This window comes from Microbacterium sp. B35-30, from assembly GCF_010634855.1.
Taxonomy (GTDB): domain Bacteria; phylum Actinomycetota; class Actinomycetes; order Actinomycetales; family Microbacteriaceae; genus Microbacterium.
The window spans coordinates 15,125-34,230 of the sequence record NZ_MWLQ01000019.1; the positions used below are offsets into that span (position 1 = coordinate 15,125).

The 19,106-nt window shown below is 65.0% G+C and carries 12 protein-coding genes and 1 pseudogene; 7 read left to right on the top strand and 6 right to left on the bottom strand.

Features of this window, described 5'->3' with window-relative positions; all coding sequences use genetic code 11:
- Positions 1–20 precede the first annotated feature (20 nt).
- The 3 genes from B2K11_RS11410 (at position 21) to B2K11_RS11420 (ending at position 5,945) form a co-directional block, all read left to right on the top strand.
- Positions 21–3,071, top strand: a complete 3,051-nt coding sequence (locus tag B2K11_RS11410) for a glycoside hydrolase family 2 TIM barrel-domain containing protein (protein ID WP_163618407.1) — start codon at positions 21–23, stop codon at positions 3,069–3,071.
- Entirely contained in the window at positions 3,034–4,245 is a 1,212-nt protein-coding gene (locus B2K11_RS11415) for a serine hydrolase domain-containing protein (RefSeq protein ID WP_239525983.1), read from the top strand. The genes B2K11_RS11410 and B2K11_RS11415 overlap by 38 nt, the downstream gene beginning before the upstream one ends.
- 185 nt (positions 4,246–4,430) lie before the next feature.
- The gene (locus B2K11_RS11420) at positions 4,431–5,945 is read left to right on the top strand and encodes an MFS transporter (protein ID WP_163618409.1); all 1,515 of its coding nucleotides are present in this window, start codon (positions 4,431–4,433) and stop codon (positions 5,943–5,945) included.
- Positions 5,946–5,954: 9 nt separating this feature from the next.
- Here the strand turns inward: B2K11_RS11420 and B2K11_RS11425 are convergent, their stop codons facing one another.
- Entirely contained in the window at positions 5,955–6,857 is a 903-nt protein-coding gene (locus tag B2K11_RS11425) for an alpha/beta hydrolase fold domain-containing protein (protein ID WP_163618410.1), read from the bottom strand.
- A gap of 126 nt (positions 6,858–6,983) precedes the next feature.
- On the opposite strand from B2K11_RS11425, the gene B2K11_RS11430 reads away from it, so the two are divergent.
- The gene (locus B2K11_RS11430; RefSeq protein WP_239525959.1) at positions 6,984–8,990 is read left to right on the top strand and encodes a glycoside hydrolase family 3 N-terminal domain-containing protein; all 2,007 of its coding nucleotides are present in this window, start codon (positions 6,984–6,986) and stop codon (positions 8,988–8,990) included.
- 47 nt (positions 8,991–9,037) lie between these two features.
- Here the strand turns inward: B2K11_RS11430 and B2K11_RS11435 are convergent.
- The 5 genes and pseudogenes from B2K11_RS11435 to B2K11_RS11455 all read right to left on the bottom strand — a co-directional run bounded on the left by B2K11_RS11435 (position 9,038) and on the right by B2K11_RS11455 (position 16,384).
- A pseudogene (locus B2K11_RS11435) lies at positions 9,038–9,727 on the bottom strand (transposase).
- A 330-nt stretch (positions 9,728–10,057) separates the two neighbouring features.
- Positions 10,058–11,311 (bottom strand): alpha/beta hydrolase, encoded by a 1,254-nt coding sequence (locus B2K11_RS11440; RefSeq protein WP_163618411.1) that lies wholly within the window; start codon positions 11,309–11,311, stop codon positions 10,058–10,060.
- 387 nt (positions 11,312–11,698) lie between these two features.
- Positions 11,699–12,853 (bottom strand): pectin acetylesterase-family hydrolase, encoded by a 1,155-nt coding sequence (locus B2K11_RS11445; RefSeq protein ID WP_163618412.1) that lies wholly within the window; start codon positions 12,851–12,853, stop codon positions 11,699–11,701.
- A gap of 34 nt (positions 12,854–12,887) precedes the next feature.
- Positions 12,888–14,438 carry an MFS transporter gene (locus B2K11_RS11450; protein WP_163618413.1) on the bottom strand — a complete coding sequence of 517 codons (1,551 nt, stop codon included), beginning with the start codon at positions 14,436–14,438 and terminating at the stop codon, positions 12,888–12,890.
- 320 nt (positions 14,439–14,758) lie between these two features.
- Positions 14,759–16,384 carry an AMP-binding protein gene (locus B2K11_RS11455; protein ID WP_163618414.1) on the bottom strand — a complete coding sequence of 542 codons (1,626 nt, stop codon included), beginning with the start codon at positions 16,382–16,384 and terminating at the stop codon, positions 14,759–14,761.
- Between the two features lie 228 nt (positions 16,385–16,612).
- On the opposite strand from B2K11_RS11455, the gene B2K11_RS11460 reads away from it, so the two are divergent.
- The 3 genes from B2K11_RS11460 to B2K11_RS11470 are packed head-to-tail and all read left to right on the top strand — an operon-like array spanning position 16,613 to position 19,069.
- Entirely contained in the window at positions 16,613–17,845 is a 1,233-nt protein-coding gene (locus tag B2K11_RS11460) for an acyl-CoA dehydrogenase family protein (RefSeq protein WP_163618415.1), read from the top strand.
- A gap of 25 nt (positions 17,846–17,870) precedes the next feature.
- On the top strand, positions 17,871–18,617 hold the full coding sequence (fabG, locus tag B2K11_RS11465) for a 3-oxoacyl-ACP reductase FabG (RefSeq protein WP_163618416.1): 747 nt from the start codon (positions 17,871–17,873) through the stop codon (positions 18,615–18,617).
- Complete coding sequence (locus B2K11_RS11470) at positions 18,614–19,069, top strand: MaoC family dehydratase (RefSeq protein WP_163618417.1); 456 nt, start codon at positions 18,614–18,616, stop codon at positions 19,067–19,069. The genes fabG and B2K11_RS11470 overlap by 4 nt, the downstream gene beginning before the upstream one ends.
- The last annotated feature ends 37 nt before the right edge of the window (positions 19,070–19,106 follow it).

Below are 19,106 nucleotides of genomic sequence, written 5' to 3' on the forward strand. Positions count from 1 at the left end.
CTGTCATCGCAAGGACGCCCATGACCTCCGCACCGCCTGCCCCCCGCACCCATCACGCGCCGTCCGGCGTCCTGCGCGAGCCCATGAGCAGCATCCGCCGGTCACCCGAACTGAATCTCGACGGAGTCTGGCAATTCCAACTGCTGCCATCACCTGCCGTCGCGCCGGCAGCCGACGCATGGGCAGAGGTCGAGGTCCCCTCGCTGTGGACCATGGACGAACGGTTCGGTCACCCGCAGTACACGAACATCGAGATGCCATTCGGCGGCGTCTACCCGCTCATCCCCGAGGACAACCCAGTGGGTGTCTACCGCACGCGCTTCACCCTGCCGAAGGTCGGCGACGATGAACGCGTGATCCTGCACGTCGGCGCGGCAGAGGGCCACCTCACCGCGCAGGTAAACGGCACGGTCGTGGGAGTGAGCACGGACTCGCACCTCCACGCGGAATTCGACATCACCAATGCCGTGAACCCTGGAGATAACGACCTCGAGCTCCACGTCGCCCGGTGGTCTGCCGAGACCTTCATCGAAGACCAGGACCAGTGGTGGCACTCCGGACTCAGCCGGTCAGTGAGCCTCCACACCACATCTCGCGCTCGGCTGATCGACGTGCTGGTGCATGCTGACTTCGACCCTGCCAGCGCCCGCGGCTCACTCCGGGTCGACGCGTTCACGGACGGACTCAACGGCGAGCACAGCGGCGACTACCGCATCCGCGCAACTATTCTCGGTGCCGAGCATGACACGCCGGTCGGTGGCGAACCGGCCTCCCAAGTCATGGCGCCGGCTCCCAGCGATCGCTCCCAGCGACTGCCGCGCATGCTGCCGGATGACATTCCCGACGTTCTGAGCATCATGTCTGCCGGCGGCGAGCTGCCTCCTGACATGGCCGCCTTCGTCGCGCAGTTCGCGGCAGCGGGAGCGGCGCCCGCACCCCTGCCCGGGATCGCACAGGTCCGCCTGAGCGACCTCGCTGTGGAGGCGTGGTCAGCGGAGCGCCCTCATCTGGAAGATCTCCGCGTCGAGCTCTTGGATCCCGCCGGGGCCGTCATCGACGCAGTCGAATACAGGGTGGGGTTCCGCCGCGTCGAGATCGTCGGCCCCGACCTTCTCGTTAACGGCCGCAGGATTCTGATCCAGGGCGTCAACCGCCACGACGTGGACCCGCGAACCGGCCGGGTGATGAGCCGCGAGCGGATGCGCGCCGAACTCTCCCTACTCAAGCGGTTCAACTTCAACGCGATTCGCACCTCGCACTATCCCAATGACCCGTACCTGCTGGACCTGTGCGATGAGTACGGCCTGTACGTGGTGGACGAGGCCGACGTCGAGGGTCACGCCTATACGTCCACGATCGCTGACGACCCACGGTATCTCACCCCCATCGTCGAACGCATCCAACGCATGGTGCTGCGCGACCGTAACCATCCGAGCGTCATCATCTGGTCTCTGGGCAATGAGACCGGCTACGGCGCCGCCCATGATGCCGCGGCGGGATGGCTGCGGCGGGCGGACCCGACGCGTCCCCTGCAGTATGAGGGCGCAATCGCAGCCGACTGGCACGGAGGGCGTTCAGCATCCGACATCGTTTGCCCCATGTACCCGTCCTTCCCGGGCCTGGAGGCATATGCGCGTGACGGGCGCGCGGATCGACCACTGATCTCCTGCGAGTACGCATTCTCGCTCGGAAACTCCAGCGGCGGCCTCGCGCATTACTGGCATCTGTTCGAGACGAGCCCTGCACTCCAGGGCGGATTCATCTGGCAGTTCCTCGATCATGCACTGGACCCGGAGGGCGACGGACGCTTCCGATATGGCGGAGACTTCGGCGACACGCCCAACGACGGAGCCTTCCTGCTCTGCGGCATCGCGTTCGCCGACCTCACTCCGAAGCCTGCCCTATATGAGGCGCGCGGGCTCTTCAGCCCGGTTCGCATCGAGTCCGATGCCGCCGAGGCGCTCGCCGGTAGGGTGCGCATCCGCAGTCGACGCCACTTCGCGGACGTCTCTGACTTGTCTTTCACCATCCGCGTCGAGACGCGCTCCGGCGCGGGCGACGACATGGCTGTGCACCTCGACCTCGCGCCCGGTGCGGAGCAGTCGGTCACGCTGCCGCCCGAGATCGTCGGCGCCCTGCACGCCGCGGACGCCCTCGCCCTCACTCTCGTCGTCACACTGAGAGGTGACAGTGCGTGGGCGCCGGCCGGCACGGAGCTCTCCGCACACCAAGTGCAGCTGGCACCGACTGCACTGCCGCTCACCTCTCGGCCGGCAGCCGCAGCCGTTACTTCGACGCAGCCTGCCGCGCTCACCCCGGACGGGGCGCTCAGTCATCCCCTCTTGCAGTCGCCGCCCCAGCTCTGTCTCTGGCGAGCGCAGACCGACAACGACGCATCGGTCGGTCTGGATGGGCGATTCGAGAAGTCCGGTCTGTTCCGCCTGGACGTCGAGCGAACACACATTCGCGAGGAGAGCGGAGCCACGCTCGTGGAGCGCACGCTGCGAGGGGCCTTTGGCGACGCCATCACCCATCGCACCCGGATCCGGGTGCTCGGCACACATGACTACCTGCTCGATGAATACGTGCGGCTTCCAGACGGACCCGTCGATGTTCTCCGCGTCGGCGTGCAGTTCAGCCTTGCGGCCGGCATCGACCATGTCGACTGGACTGGGCTAGGCCCGTGGGAGAACTATCCCGACCGCCGCGCATCGGCCATGCTCGGCCGATGGTCGGCGACCATTGACGAGCTCGCCACCCCGTATGTGAGGCCGCAGGACAACGGAACCCGCGGGGGTGTGGATGAACTCGCATTGCGCGGCGTCGCCGGGCGCGCGGACATCACTGCCGGTCAGCCGCTCTGGATGACGGCTTCCCGCCACTCGACGGATGCTCTAGAGCGAACGGCGCACTGGTGGGAGCTCCCGCCATCCGACCTCACACACATCACGCTCGACGTTGCCCATCGCGGCGTCGGCACCGGCGCACTCGGCCCTGACACGCTGCCCCAGCATCGGATCACCGAGAGTGAGCATGAGTGGCAGTGGCGTCTCCGGCTGCAGACGAACTGAGCCGGAGCATACGATGACCAGTGAGACTACGACGGTGCGCGGGCATTTTGACGACGGCTGGGAGGCTGTGGTCAACGCTTTCGCTGGGACCGTCGATCCTGCTGTCGGCGGTGCGGCGCTGGCGATTCGGCACGAGGACCGCGACGTGGTCGACGTGTATGCGGGCACGGCCGACACCCGGACCGGCCGGACCTGGGCGGCTGATACGCCGGCGGTGCTCTTCTCGTCGACGAAGGGACTGGCGGCCGTCACGGTCGCTCTCCTTGTCGACCGCGGCCGCCTCGACATCGAGGCGGAAGTCGCGGGGATCTGGCCGGAGTTCGGCGTTCATGGCAAGAGCGGAATCACCATTGGCGACGTCCTGTCCCATCGCGCGGGCCTGGTGGCCCCCGATGCACCGCTCAGCACGGACGAGCTCATCGATAATCGCGCCTTCGCCGCGAGACTGGCGGCCCAACCGCCACTTTGGCCCGGAGCGAGCGCGCACCTGTACCACCCTGTGACATGGGGCCCGCTCGTCAGTGAGATCGTCCGCCGGGCCACCGGCGAGGAGATCAGCGACATCTTCCTTCGGGAGATCGCAGCGCCACTTGCCGCGCACGCGACGCTCGCGCCAACGGAATCGGAGGCGCGAGACGTCGCATATGTCACCCTCTCCCCCGAGTTGGAACTGTTCAGCACCCAGACTGTGCCGCTCTTGGGCGAACTCGCGGCGGCTAGTCTGACCGCCGGAGGCGCGCTCCCGCCCACGCTCGTCGGCGATGGAATCGGGCTGAACGACGCCCGAGTACTCGGCTCGGGCCTCGTCAGCTCAGGCGGCGTCGCGAGCGCGCTGGGTCTTGCTCGCATCTGGGCCGCGACGGTCGCGCGCGTTCCGCTGCTGTCGGCCGGTGCGCTGGCCAGTCTGCTCCGCGTGCGCAGCCACGGCACGGCCTTTGGCGAGAACCCGGATGCAAGCGAGGGGCATGAATGGGGTGCCGGCGTTCAGCTGGCGTCCGCTGCACTTCCACTTCTGACGCGACGCTCCTTCGGGCATGACGGCGCCGGCGGTCAGTGCGGGTTCGCCGATCCTGAGTGGGGCATCGGATTCGGATATGTAACCAACCGGTTGTCACACCTTCACCTTGTCGGCCCGATCCTCGACGCGATGCGTTCGACGCTCGAGCGGCATTGAGCCCAACCTGCACGAGTACCCGTACGAACGCGTGACGATGAGAAGGTTCCAGCCCTAGAGGTCGCGCCATGCCGGGATGGGCGCCGACCTCGAGTAACCCAGCTGCCGCCTTCTCGCGCTTTCGATGAATTCCCGACTTACCCACAATGTAAGCGCCGTAGCGCCCAGATCAAGGAGGATCACAAATGAATAGTGAGGCAACCACAGTTTCGGAACCGGCCACGTCACGAGAGCCCGTCTCCCGGGCAGCCGAGAAGGCGACGTGGCGTCTGACGCGAGGCGAGCGAACGCGGTACTACCTTGGAGGAATCGGCTGGCAGATCGGCGCCGGCGTTATGATCTCTTTCCTCAGCATCTACTTGATGTTCCAGGGGCTGAGTCTCGCGGCCGTGGGGACGCTTATCCTCGTCGTCAAGGTCATCGACGCCGTCGACGACCTGCTGTTCGGCTACTTCATCGATCGCGCGAATCCGGCGCAGTTGAAGTTCCTCCGAAAACTGGCCGGCTCCGGTAAGTACCTCCCGTGGTACCGCGTGACCTTCTTCCTGTTGCCACTGACGACTGTCTTGTTCTTCGCCATGCCGGCGAACATCCCCGAGGTCGCAAAGCTGTTCTGGTTCGCCGCCGCCTACCTTCTTTACGATCTCGCTTGCACACTTTCCCAGGTGCCCATGTACTCGATGATCGTGACGCTGACGGATCGCGTGAGCGAACGGGATAACCTTCTGAAGATCCGAGGCGTGATGACCGTGCTCGTCGGGGTGCTCTCCGGGCTTGCATGGCAATTCATGATCAGCGAGTTCGTCGGCTGGCCGATCAGCGCCGTCGCCATCACCTCGGCTGTCATCGCACTGGTGCTGATGGTCCCCCTCAGTCGCAAGGTCACCGAACACAACGTCGAACTCCAGAACGTCGACGACAGTGCGCCGCCCAAGCACACGCCTGGCGAGATGCTGAAGGCAATTCGAACCAACAAATACCTGCTGCTCATCTTGACGAGCGACGTCGTCGCGGGTGCAAGCCTGACCATGTTGACCACCAGCATCTTCGCGGCGTTCTTCCTGTTCGGCAACTCCATGGTGCTCACCCTGCCCGTGATCATCGCTTTCATCCCGGGGCTGATCGTGCAGTTCTTCGCGGATCGCATCGCCCACCGTCTGGGAAAGCGCAATGCGATCGTGCTGTGTGCGTTGATCGGTGCGACATGCGGACTTATCCTCTTCTTCGTCGGGCCAGGCAATGTGTTCCTCGTGATCCTGCTCATGACGGCGGGGGCTATCCCCAACGCCGTGAACGTGATCATGCGCACCTTTCTCATCCCGGACACGATCGAGTACACCCGCTATAAGAGCGGTCAGGACTGGGCGGGCATCTTCTACTCATTGGACTCGTTCGTACAGAAGACGACTTCCGGGGTCGCAAGCGCCTTGGCGTTCTTCATCCTCGGACTGGGCGGCTGGGTGGCCATCGAGGCCGGCTCGTTCGCGGAGCTCCAGGAGCTGGGCGTGACGCAGCCGGACAGCGCCCTGGCCGCCCTGTGGGTCACCGTTGCCCTCGTGCCGGCGCTCGGCAGCCTGGCATGCGCGGGCGTGCTGTCCTTCTATCGACTGCGGGATGCCGATGCCGCGCTCATGGCGCAGTGCAACGGCGGCGAGATATCCCGCGAGGAGTGCGAGGCCCGGCTGTCCCGCGTTTACTGACCACCCGCATCAAAAGGCGTTGAACTCAGAATCGTGAACTGATCCTGGGTCGTCGGGGAACCGTCCCGCGTCGAGGAATCGCTCGACGCGGGCGACGGCCTCCGAGAAGGCACTCGATCGTGGCCTATTCAGAAATCCGTGGTGGCCTTTGATGAGGCGGTACTCGATATTCGCGCCAGCCGCCGTCGCGGCGTCCGCGAAGGTGCTGCTCGAGCGGCGAAGGATGTCATGCGTGGCGTCGATCATCAGGGTCGGCGGCAGGTTCGAGAGCGACGCGTAAGCCGGAAACGCCAGAGGATCCTCCAGCAGACGCTCATCGCCGACGTAATTCGCAGTCATTCGGTGTACTTCGGCGAGCATGAACTTGGATCCGGCGAGCGACCCGCGTAGCGACTTCTCCACTTCGGAGTGTTCTGGCAGCTTTCCGTGGAACACGCCGTATGCGAGGACCAGTGACGTGGGCTGCGCACACCCTTCCGCCTGGAGCATCAGAGTCGCCCCGGCGGCGAGATTCGCGCCAGCGCTCGCTCCGCCCAGCGAGAGACTGCTGTGACGCGCCCACAGATCCAGTGCGGCATCGACCACGTCGTGAAGCGCCGCCGGGAACCGATTGGACGTGTTCTCGCGCCCGGCCGCTCTTCGACGCGGCCGAGGGGCCAGTCGGTAGTCCACGGTCCGCACGACACGACCGTGCGCCGCCAGGTACTTCGCCGGCGCATCGGATTCCTTCATGTCGACGCTTCCGCCAAACCACCCACCGCCGTGCACCCAGAGGAGCGGGATCGCGGATAGGGGGCGGAGAGGCAGATAGTCACGGATGCGGATCGCCCCGCCACGGCCCGGAACCTGCCCCTCCCTGACCTCGAACCCCGGCGCACGCCGTCGCATCATTTCGAGATCGCTATCGCCCATGACTTCCCCTCAATGCGACTCGAGAACCAGAGATATCCGCCTGGTGCTCTTCATCCGCCAGATTCACGCGGATCGAAAATATGGCTATACTCAGATATTATCTGACGCCCCGCACAAAGGAGTCCTGTGAGCGACACCGCATTTCCCTACCAAGACGCCTCGCTTGCCATCGCGGCGCGGGTCGAGGACCTGCTTGCACGAATGACTCTGGCCGACAAGGCGGGACTGATGTTTCAGCCGCCGATCCAGGTTGCAGACGACCTCGGCACCCGGGTGATGGGGTCGCTTTCGAACCGTGACCTTCTCGAGCGCCGCATCACTCATGCGAACGTCGTCGCGACCCGTTCCGCCCGCGAGATGGCGGCCTGGCACAACGCGCTGCAGCGGGAAGCATCCGAGATCGGCCTCGGCATCCCGTTCACCATCTCGAGCGATCCACGGCACGCCTTCACCGACAATCCCGCGACTGCACTGATGTCCGGCCCCTTCTCGCAGTGGCCGGAGTTTCTCGGCTTCGGAGCGCTCGACGACCCCGAGCTCACACGGCGCTTCGGCGACGTGGTCCGCCGGGAGTACCTGGCCGTCGGCATCCGGAGCGCGCTTCATCCCCAGATCGACCTGGCGACCGAGCCTCGCTGGTCGCGCGGCATCGGTACCTTCGGACAGAACGTAGACGTCGTGGGACGACTCGGCCTCGCTTACATGCTCGGGCTGCAGGGCGACGCCCTCGGACCGCAGTCCGTGGCCGCGATGGCCAAGCACTTCCCCGGCGGCGGCCCCCAGCTTGACGGCGAGGACCCGCACTTCTCCTACGGCAGGGAGCAGGTGTACCCGGGAGGACGGTTCGATCTGCACCTTCAGCCGTTCCGCGACCTGCTCGATGCCGGCGTTTCCCAGATCATGCCCTACTACGGCATGCCGGTCGGCACCGAGTACGAGGAAGTCGGGTTTGCGTTCAACAAGCAGATCATCAACGACCTACTGCGAGAAGAACTCGGATACGACGGCGTCGTCTGCACCGACTGGGGCGTACTGTCCAGCCAATTCTGGGGGGTCGAATCCCTTACGTTCGACGAGCGGCTGATCAAATCCCTCGAAGCCGGCGTCGATCAGTTCGGCGGCGAGACGGATGTGCAGGCCCTGATCGACCTCGTGAGAGGCGGCAGAGTCTCCGAGTCACGCCTGGATATCTCGGTTCGGCGCCTCCTTCGAGAGAAGTTCTCACTGGGACTGTTCGACGAAGCGCGCTACGTGGACGTGGACTCCGCTGATGAGCTGGTCGGGAGCGCGGATGCCCGTGCCGCCGGTCTCGAGGCACAATCGGCAGCCTTCACACTGCTCACGAACGGCGAGGGTGCGGCCCACCTTCCCCTCTCGGGTCAGCCGTCGGTGTACCTCGAGGGCGGCGAGCCCGGTGACTTCGCCGGTTGGGCCGACGTCGTGAGCGATCCGGAGCGCGCAGATGTGGCGATCGTCCGCTTGAACGCACCATGGGAGCAGCGCGGCGGCGTGTTGGACTCGTTCTTCCACGCCGGTTCACTCGACTTCCCGGCAGAAACGATCAGCCATCTTCGGGCTCTCTCCGAGAAGGCGCCTCTCATCCTCGATATCTACCTCGATCGCCCGGCGATCCTCGCACCGCTTCTGACTTTCGCCTCGACGATCCTGGTCAACTTCGGGGCGTGCGACGAGGCATTCACGCGAGTCGTGTTCGGCGCGGCAGAGCCGCGAGGATCGTTGCCTGTGGATATCCCCGAGTCGATGGACGCCGTGGCGGGGAGTCGTCCGGATGTGCCCGCGGACACGGCGCGCCCGACGTTCTCCTACGGCCACGGGCTCCGCTACGCGGACTGGACGCCGGCCGAGCGCCCCGCCGCGTCGACGACTTCGATCGAGCGGAAGACGGAAACTGCGCGCTATGACCTCACGAGGGCTGCGCTGGCAACTGTCGTAGAGGACGACGAGGCGAGGGACATCCTCGATCGCATGGGTTTCGACCTTCGCGAGCACCCCGCGTACCCCGTCGTCAGCTTGATGCCCATGGAAGCCGTTTTCGAGATCTTGGCCGAGCTGGTCCCGTCGGACATGCTGCAAGACGTGCGTTTGAGTCTGGCCGCGCTACCACCGCGCTGACCGCGTAGGACCAGCAGCAGATCAATCCCGGGTTTCCGGTCCCTCCATCAGGTGGGAGAGGTGACGTGCCGCTGAGTGGATGTGCTGTCACGCAGTCTGCGGGGCCTGCCGCGTTGAGTGAGTGCGAGGTTGGCGCGTTGTTCGAGTTCCGGGTCGGCGCGGACGCCGATCTCAAGCCGTCGTCGCCGCGAAGACCCCTGGAACACGGTGTTGATCGCAGCGATCAGGCCGGTGTGCGCATCGAAGATGACCAGCTTCACCCCGTCCAACCCGCGTGATTTCAGGGAGCGGAGGAAGGTGGTCCAGAACGGCTGCGACTCGGTGTCGCCGACGTCGAAGCCCAGCACTTCCCGGCGTCGGTCGGCGGCGAATCCGACCGCGACGACCACGGCTTACGAGACCACGCGCGGGCCGGCGCGGGCCTTGCAGTAGGTGGCGTCGAGGAACACGTGCGGGTACGTTGTGTCCGCGAGCGGCCGGTCCCGGAACGCGGCGACGTCCTCGTCGAGGTTGCCGCAGATCCGCGACACCTCGCTCTTGCTGATCCCGGTTCGGCGCCGAGCGCCTTCACCAGGTCGTCGACCTTACGGGTGCTCGCCGTGCACGTACGCCTCCATCGAGACCGCGAACAGCGCCTGATCGACCCGGCGGCGCCGCTCCAGCCGCGACGGGAAGGACGAACTGGTCCGCAGCTTCGGAATCCGCAGCTCCAACTCCCCGGCTGTGGTCGTCAGGATGCGTGGACAGGTTTTGTTGCGGTGAGTTGTCCTGCTGGGGTGCGTTTGAACGGGGCGGCGCCGATGACCGCGGCCGCTTCCACGTCAATCAGCTCCTGATAGAGCGTCATGTCGCGACCCGGATCCGGTCCGAGACATCCGTGAGTTTCATTCCCCGAGCAGCTCGAGGAGGGCAGACTTGTCAAGAGTCATCGTGCGTATGTGTCCTTCCGTGAGATTCCTAGACAGTTCTCACTGACCATTGCACGATGGCTCACCACGTCCTCGACGTGATACTTGAGCTGGGAAACTACACCAGCCCGGGGGACGTCACCGTGGGCGAAGGACTCGTCAGACTCCATTGGTGCGGAAATGATCGAGCAGCATCTGGATCAATGTCTGGTTCGGCAGGTAGTCATACACCGAGGAAATGGCATGGTCTGCCCACCGCCGGTACAGCGCGTGGATCTCCACCCCCGCTTCGGAAGCCCGCGCCACGAACGACCTCACGCTCTGCACGGGCACCAGATGATCGCCCTCGCTTACGGAGAGCAGGGTTGGAGGCGCCTCCGCCGAAAGGTATGTCGCCGCCTGGATCGCCCTGATGCGCTCGGGATAATCTTCAGCCCTTCCGCCGATGTAGGTGGAGACCATATTGCGTGTGGCTGGACCGAAGAGCGGGTCGGCGTTGTCGTAGATGTAAGCCGGATCCACTGCGGGCACCTCTCCTGCCACCGCGCGCACGGCGGGCAGCTCACCATCGCAGGCAGGCTTCAATTGGCCGCTTGCAGCCGCGTACGTCGTCGTCACCGCCAGGTTGCCACCTGCTGAGCTGCCCCAGGCGGCGATGCGGCTCGCGTCCGCCCCATACGCGGCCGCATTTTTGGCTGCCCACACGAGAGCGCATCCGATCTGAGGCATCGCGGTATCCCAGGTCGGGCGGTCTTCGGTCGCGAGCGTGTACTCGGGCGATATCACCCAGTACCCCTGATCGGCGAACCACCGCAGGTCGGCCGACACCTCATCGGGTGAGCCGCCGATCCACCCTCCGCCGTGGATGTATACGATGATCGGCGCACCGGCCGCGGACTGCTCGACGTCCGCGTTCGGCTGGTAGATATCCAAGGCGAGCGAAGCGCCTGTCTCGTCGGTCAGATATGTGACAGATTCGTCGGGGCGAGGCGGCTGAATATCGGGCGCCGAGAACACGGTCGGTGTCACGGAGACGCCGGCGGCTGCGGCCGTCCTGACCTGCTCGCCGAAGATCACCGACGTGCCTCCGAGAGCCATGACTCCTAGCCCAGCCACGATCGCCGCAATGCGCCGGCTGCCGAGAAGCAGCGCGCCGAGCGCGAGCAGTGTCCCCGCTAGCACGAGCACAAGCGCCGGGCCGATCAGTGTGGGCCAGATGAGTGAGCCCAGTCCACCGACATACGGAATCTGCGGATTGAACGCGCCGACGATCAGGAATGCGCTGGGCAGAAGGATAAGTGCGCTCACGACGAGAAGGCCGACCCTGAGTGCTCGGCGAAACAGGAATGACGCTCCACGTGAATCCACGGCATGCTCTGGCTCGACGGACGCGGATGGGGTGTGGGTGTACATGCCTCAACTCTAAAAACACCCGCTTGTGCGTCTTCTGTACGTGAACTAACCCAACTCCACCGACGTCGCCGAGCGCATCGGCACAGCCGTTAGCTGCCCGCTCAGGCTCAGCGAGAGGTTCGCCGCTCGGCGTGACGTCGAATACCGCATACCGGTGTAGACGCGCGTTGCCCGGCCAATACCGGCCAGAGGGTACGTGCGCACTCTCCGGCAAGGTTCGACGACAGGAACTCTCGGTTGAAGTCATTCCAAGACGCGCGAGAGATGTCGTTCGGGCGACCGCCGCTGCCACCTCGAGGTAGGAGGACGAGGACAGACACCGGACCCTCACCGTCGGCCAGATGAGTGCGCCATGCGCTGCAATGCGCGGCGAGACTGCAACTCGTCTCACCCGAGGAGCGCGAGGCCCACCTGAGAGGGGCGCCCCTGGACACCGAGCCAAAGCCACTCGAGGGGCGTGACGCCGTCGACTCGGACCCTCTCGGCCTGCCTCGAGTTGATGATGCAATGAGTCGTGAGGCCGGCCGCACGCTGTGCCTTCATCAGGGCAGGCACGGGAGTGTCGTAGATGAAGAGGCCAACGTCGGGGTCGTCCTCGCGCAGGGCGTCGCACATGACCTTCAGGTCGCGCTGGTAGGCGATGCCGGCCTCCGAGTCGGCTGCAAGATCACCGGTGGCGACATAGGTCCAGTACTCGGCGAGCGCCACGTCGCGTGTGGAACTCACGAAGAGCGTCCGGACACGTGGCCCGTGATCACGTCGGAGCGCGTGCAATGCGTCGAGCACGAGGTTGTCCGAGTGGATTCGCTCGACAACCTCGGGCGGTGCCTGCCACACCCGCTCCGCCGCGTCCCGCCAGCCGTCGTAGAGCATGAAGGCACCGTCCACACAACAGGTGACGTCGCCGCAGTCCGGGAACAGGTGCATGATGTCATCCGTGAGCAGCGCCGTACCGAATCCTCCGGCGCTGAATCCTGTCACGACGATCTGCTCCGGGCTTCGGCCCACGAGCTTCATCGCCTCTTGCATGACGGCCCGGTAATTCGTATAGCCGTGGTGATGGAGGGTGCGCTGCTGTCCATCCAACCCCGTGTACGGGTAGTCCGCAGTTCCGACATGGAAATCTCCACTGCCGTAGCTGATGGAGATCATGCTCCAGTTGCGGAACGGGTTGCCGTCCTTGCTGCTCCCCACGCCGTGCGCCGTGACCAGATCGGCTACGAGGTCGGAATCCGAGGCGTAGAACGTCGATCCGGAAGGCTTCGAGTACATCGATGCGGGGCGAGCCGCCATGTACTCGTTCCAACTCACGCCGCCGCCGTGGAACATCACGATCAGCTTGTTCTCGCTTCCGAGACGAATGCTCCCATGGTACGGCTCACCATTCGCCGACACCGCGCCCGGTGGCGTGATGCGATACCACTTACCCAACTTGGGATGGTCTGGGAGCGCCGGGAACCGGAGCCGCCGTAGCAGCGGGGCCAGCAGCCGCGTCTTCAACGGTGCGTCTCGCATCAGTGGTTGAGCGGTGCTGGAAGACATTGCGACTCCTGGGAATTGGACGCGGGTGGCGAGGTCAGTAGGCACGCGAGAGCTGCGCCTCGCACTCTTCGCGGGTGATGGTTCCTGCGTTGCAATGAGCCATCAGCTCCGCATCCGAGTCCTTAAGGTCGTAGAACAGCATGGCGAGGGCGCTCAGCAGAATTCCGCACGCAGGGACGATCGTGAGTAGCACCCACAATCCCGTGAGAGCCAGGTCCGACTGGGGCACATTTTGTGCAACCAGATCGCCGAATCCCGCCGCGTCGACCGGTGTCCATTGGAAGAGGCCGAGAGCGAAGAGCGCCAAGGCCGCGCCGACGCCGCCGAACGCCTTCGCGACGAATGAGTCGAGCGCGAAGAAAATGCCCGAGCAGTCCTGACCTGTCTTGTAACGCGAATACTCGATCGCATCAGGGGCGATGAAACTGCGCAATGTCCCGAGTATCGTCGCTGGCAGGCCCGCCACGCACAGGATCGCCACGATGAGCGCCGTCTGACTCGTCGGAATGAAGAAGAGGGCGAAGGACGTTGCGGCCATCACCAGTCCCGTAGCGACGATGGGTCCACGCTTTCCGAATCGTTTGGCGATTCTCACAGACGCGAGCTGGAGGGCGAGTGCCGGCAGCAGCGCGATCAAGTTCGGCAGATTCAGGATGAAGGAGTTTCCGAAGAGATAGAACGCCGCAAACATGGTCACGGCGCTTCCCGTTGCCAGCATGAGTGAGATGGCTCCGGAAACGAGGTAGATCGCCATGTACTTGTTCGCGCGGACGACTCTGAGCATCTCGCCGAATGTGTATCGCCTCACCGCGGACTCGTCGACATTCTTCAGCCCAGGATTGTGTTCCTTGACCCCGAAGGCGAGCGGGAGCATCAGCAGGAACAGAATGATCATGGAGACGATTGCGACACCGGTCAGTGGCAATCCGACGTTCTCGCTGATCAAGAACTGCCACAGCATCGAGACGACGATTGTCAGGAAGAGGAAGATGATCGCCCGATTGCGGAGGATCGTGTTTCTTTCGATGGGGTTGTCGGTCAGCGTCATGATGAGCGAGTTCATCGGCACCTCGATGAACGTGTAGCTGAAATCGAATAGAACCATCAGCACGAAATACCAGATGAGCTTCTCGGCGTCGCCGAGGCCCGACGGCATGGCGAACAGCAGGACGACAGTGATCGGAAACAGCCAGAACAGCGAGCGGTACCAGGGCAGGTAACGTCCTGGACCGGCAAACCGGCGGAACACGGGCCACTCTTGGATGCGCCAGCGGTCGACCACGAAGCCGAAAAGAATGTCGTTGACCGCGTCCACGACTTTGACCATCAGAGTGAGACCGGCGGCCACCTGCACGTCGACGCCTTGGAAGAGGAGGAAGAGCGCGCCGAGGACAGTGACGATATTGCCGCCGTTCATCCGCCCGACGTCACCTAGGTAATAGAAGACGCGCTCTCGGGTGGTGGTGCGCCAGCCGGCATGCCGACCGCCGCCGCTTCGCGGCCCCGCCGCAGGCGCCAGCGAAGCTGTCGACCCCTGGTCCAGCCCAGACTCGATCATTCGATCCTCCTCGATCGACACGAACATCTCAGTTCTCTTCAGTTTTCGATCAGGTTAGCATGAAGTTGATCCCACTGAGATTTCTATTCCTCGCGATCCGTCTCCGGCGCAACACCGACGTCGCCAGCCGCATCGGGACAGCGGTTGGCCGCCCGCACAGCCTCAGCGAGAGGTTCACGGCTCGGCGTGACGTCGATTCGGTGTGGCCGGCGTAGACGCGCGATAACCGGCCAATGCCGGTCAGAGGCTCCGTGCACTCTTCGGCAAAGTTCGAAGGGAGGAACTGACGGTTGAAGCCATTCCAAGACGCGCGCGAGATGTCGTTCGGGCGACCGCCGCTGGGGCCATCACCCGTCGACCTCGAAATCAGGTGCGCGCAGGATGAAGCGTTGCACCTTGCCGCTCGGTGTCTTCGGCAACTGGTCGATGAAGTGCACACGACGCGGGTAGGCGTGAGCGCCTAGCTGGTCTCGGACGAGTTGCTTGATGGCATCGCGAAGCGATTCATCAGGTTTTGCGTCCTCAGCGGGTACGACAAAGGCCTCGACGACCTCGCCGCGCAGTTCGTCAGGACGGCCGACGACTGCCACCTCGACGACATCGGGAAGCTGCACGATGATGCTCTCGACGTCGAAAGGGCCGATGCGGTATCCGGCAGCGAGGATCACGTCGTCGTCGCGGGAGGCGAAGAAGAAGTTCTCGCCGTCGTGGCGACCGACATCGCCAGTAAGGTACCAGTCTCGGTCGTCGGTGAATCGCTCCCGCGTCTTCTCCTCCGCGTCGAGGTAACCCTCGAACCACAGCAACGGGCTCCGTGTCGTCGACAGCACAATCTGCGAGCCAAGCGTCGCGGCGGTGAAACCCGGCAGCGCCTGCCCCATCGACCCCGGCAGCACGTCGCGGCGCAATGCCGGGTGCCACGCGTTGACGATCATCATTCCATGCTCGGTCTGACCATAGTGATCGCGCACGGTCGAACCGAGCGCGCCCGGTGCCCATGCGGTGACGTCGGGCGTGAGTGGCTCGCCCGCCGAGGACGCGCGGCGTAGACGAGACCGTTCGAGTCTGACGTCGCCGATCCGCAGAGCGCGGTAGACAGTCGGCGCCGCCGCGAAGTTCGTCACGCCGATGCTCTCGATGACCGTGCGGGTGAGGTCAGCAGAGAAGCCCGCACCGAGCAGCACATTCGGTCTGCCGATAGCGAGAGGGCCGATGATGCCGTAGTACAGGCCGTACGCCCACCCGGGATCGGCCGCATTCCAGAACACATCGTCGTCGTCCACCCCCAGGCCATACCGCATGTACGCGACGAATGATCCGATCGCACGCGCCGGGATGCCGACAGCCTTGGGTGTTCCCGTCGTACCCGACGTGTAGAGCTGCACGATGAGGCCGCCGCCACCCACCGCGACGCCCCGCCCGTCGAGAGGTTCGCCTTCGAGAAGACGGTCGAAGGCGGCCCCCGTCACCAGGGTGTCGATTCCAATAGCGTCGACCTTTGAGAGCTGGTCGGGCTCGGTGATGACGAGCGTCGCCCTCGATCCCGCGACCCGCATCTCGATGGCGGGGGCGGCGAAGGCCGTGAACAGCGGCACGTGGACAGCGCCGAGTCGCCAGATGGCGAGCAGGGCGATCGGCAGCTCCCGCCTCTTGCTCATCAGCACGGCCACCCGGTCGCCTTCGCCGATCCCGCGAGCTCTCAGCGCGCCGGCCAGCCGTCTGGATGCGTCGGACAGCTCGCCATAGGTCAGCGGGGTTGCACGCGCGTCGCCGTCGATCAGCGTGAACGCGATATCGCCTGCGGGGTGGTCGTCACACAGCACGGCCGCGACGTTCAGCGTCGCTGCCGTGTACGTCGCTTGGAGTTGCCGGACGTCGTCAGCCACATCCTGTGCCGACTGCCAGTGGGCTTTCGCTTCGACCACGCCCTCCGAGGCCGTCGGCGCGTTGCGCACCTGAGATTCTTGCGTCATATCTTCCTCACCCTCGAGTCAGAGTCGTGCCGGTAGCAGTGCGGCTTGGGTCGGCGCTGATGAGCCCTATCGACGCCGCACCTCGCGCCTCAGAAGCGAGCCTAGATGAAACACATCCAACCGTGCGAAATCTGAGCGCTCCGGACGTCTGATCTGAGCGTAAACCACTCAGTTGGGTGTTTTTCATGTATGTTTGCCCCGTCACCGACTATTGGACGGGGAGAATCAATGACGATCGCGGCAGTAACGCGCCTCAAAGGGCTGGATCCGACCATCGAGGAGGAAGTTCGCGGAACAGATCCGGTGGATTTCTACGGCTACCGCGAACTGCTCACCACTGACGAGCGCGCACGCCTCGCAGGGCTTCGCCGCTTTCTGGAGGCCGAGGTCGCCCCGATCGCAGATGAGTACTGGGAGCGGGCAGAGAGTCCTCGCCACGTCTTCCGCCCGCTGGCCGACCTCGGTCTCTACAGCGCCGGGTTCCCCGACGTCGCCGAATTCGAGAACTCGGCTCTCTTCCGCGGCTGGGTGAGCTACGAGCTGGCCCGCGTCGACTCCTCCGTCGCGACGATGGCCGGCGTTCACAGCGGCCTGGCCATGAACGCGGTCGCCATCGGGGGATCCGACCAGCAGCGCGCGGATCTCCTTCCGAAGATGGCGCGTGGCGAGGTCGTCGGCGCGTTCGGCCTCACCGAGCCTCTCTCGGGTTCCGACACAGCCCGCGGCATCCGCACGACGGCCCGCCGCGATGGGGACGAGTGGGTGCTCGACGGAGCGAAGCGCTGGATCGGCAACGCCACCTTCGCCGACATCGTCGTCATCTGGGCGCGCGACGTCGCCGACGGCAACGTCAAGGGTTTCCTCGTTCCCCGGCACACCCCTGGTTTCACCGCAACGAAGATCGAACGCAAGCAGTCGCTCCGCGCCGTCGAGAACGCCGACATCGTGCTCACCGAGGTCCGGGTGCCGGAGTCTTCGCGCCTGGCGCGCGTGCGCTCATTCCGCGAGGTTGCGAACATCCTGCGGCAAACGCGATCGGATGTCGCGTGGCAGGCGCTGGGCAACGGCGCCGGCGCCTATGAAGCCGCCGTGGCGTACGCGCGGTCGCGCGAGCAATTCGGGCGGCCGATCGGCTCCTATCAACTCGTGCAGAGCAAGCTCGTCACGGCCCTCACGGAGATCACAGCATCCATCGCCCTCTGTACCCGCACCGCACAGCTGCAAGAGGCAGAGGCGCTCACCGATGAGCAATCGGCGATGGCCAAGGCCAGCGTGAGCGAACGGATGCGACGTGTTGTGGCCCTCTGCCGCGAAGTCCTCGGCGGCAACGGCATTCAGCTGGACTACGGGGTCGCGCGCCGCTTCGCGGACGCCGAGGCGATCTACACGTACGAAGGCACGCACGACATGAACACGCTTATCGTCGGCCGCGAGATCACCGGCATCCCCGCCTTCACCTGAACGAAACCGCGAAGGGATCAACGACATGACCACCGCCATCGTCACCGGCGCCGCCCGCGGCATCGGGGCTGCCACCGCCAAGCGACTCGCCACAGACGGTCACCCCGTGGCTGTGATCGACCTCGACGAGGTCGCAGCGTCCCTCACCGCAGAAGAGATCGTCGCGCACGGGGGCCGTGCAACCGCGATCGCCGCCGACGTGGCCGACGCAGATTCTGTCCGGGCAGCGGTCGACCGCGTCGCCGCCGAACTGGGCCCTCCCGGCATCCTCGTGAACAACGCGGGGGTGCTTCGCGACAACCTACTGTTCAAGATGAGCGAGACCGATTGGGACACGGTGATTAACGTGCACCTGCGGGGGGCGTTCCTCATGACCCGCGCCGCCCAGGCGCACATGGTGAGTGCATCATGGGGTCGCATCGTGAACCTTTCGAGCACCTCGGCGCTCGGGAACCGCGGTCAGGCGAATTACGCGGCAGCGAAGGCCGGCATCCAGGGATTCACGAAGACGCTCGCGGTCGAGCTCGGTCGGTACGGGATCACCGCGAACGCGATCGCGCCGGGGTTCATCCAGACGGATATGACGAAGGCGACGGCGGAGCGCCTGGGAGTGAGCTTCGAGGCTCTCGTGGATGCACAGGTCTCGCAGATCCCAGTCTCTCGCGCCGGTGTCCCTGACGACATCGCCGCCGCGGTCTCGTACTTCTGCCGGAAAGAAGCGGGATTCGTCTCTGGACAGGTGCTGTACGTCGCGGGTGGTCCAAAGTCGTGATCCGTGTCACCCATCCACGGGGCCTGACGACGCTCATCGGCTCGGTCGCCGTCGGCGACTGGCTCTCGGTGTCGCAGGCGCGGATTGACGCCTTCGCCCAGGTGACCGAGGATCACCAGTGGATCCACGTGGACGTCCAGCGTGCGGCTGCAGGCCCGTTCGGAACGACGATCGCCCACGGACTGCTGACCCTCTCGCTCGTGCCGCGTCTGATCCGCGACCTTGTCGACGTTCAGAACGCGGATGCCGTCGTGAACTACGGCGTCGACGGCGTGCGCTTCCTCGCACCGGTGCCCAGCGGAGCACACATACGAGCGCGCACAGAGCTCGTCGAAGCCAGCGAGACGGACCGCGGCGTGCGCGCGCGCCTCAAGAACACCGTGGAGATCGACGGCAGCGAACGTCCCGCGCTCGTCGCGGAGACCATCCATCTGTTCGTCCACGCTCCATAGCGTCACCGCCTCACCCGCCGCTTTCAACGTCGAAAGG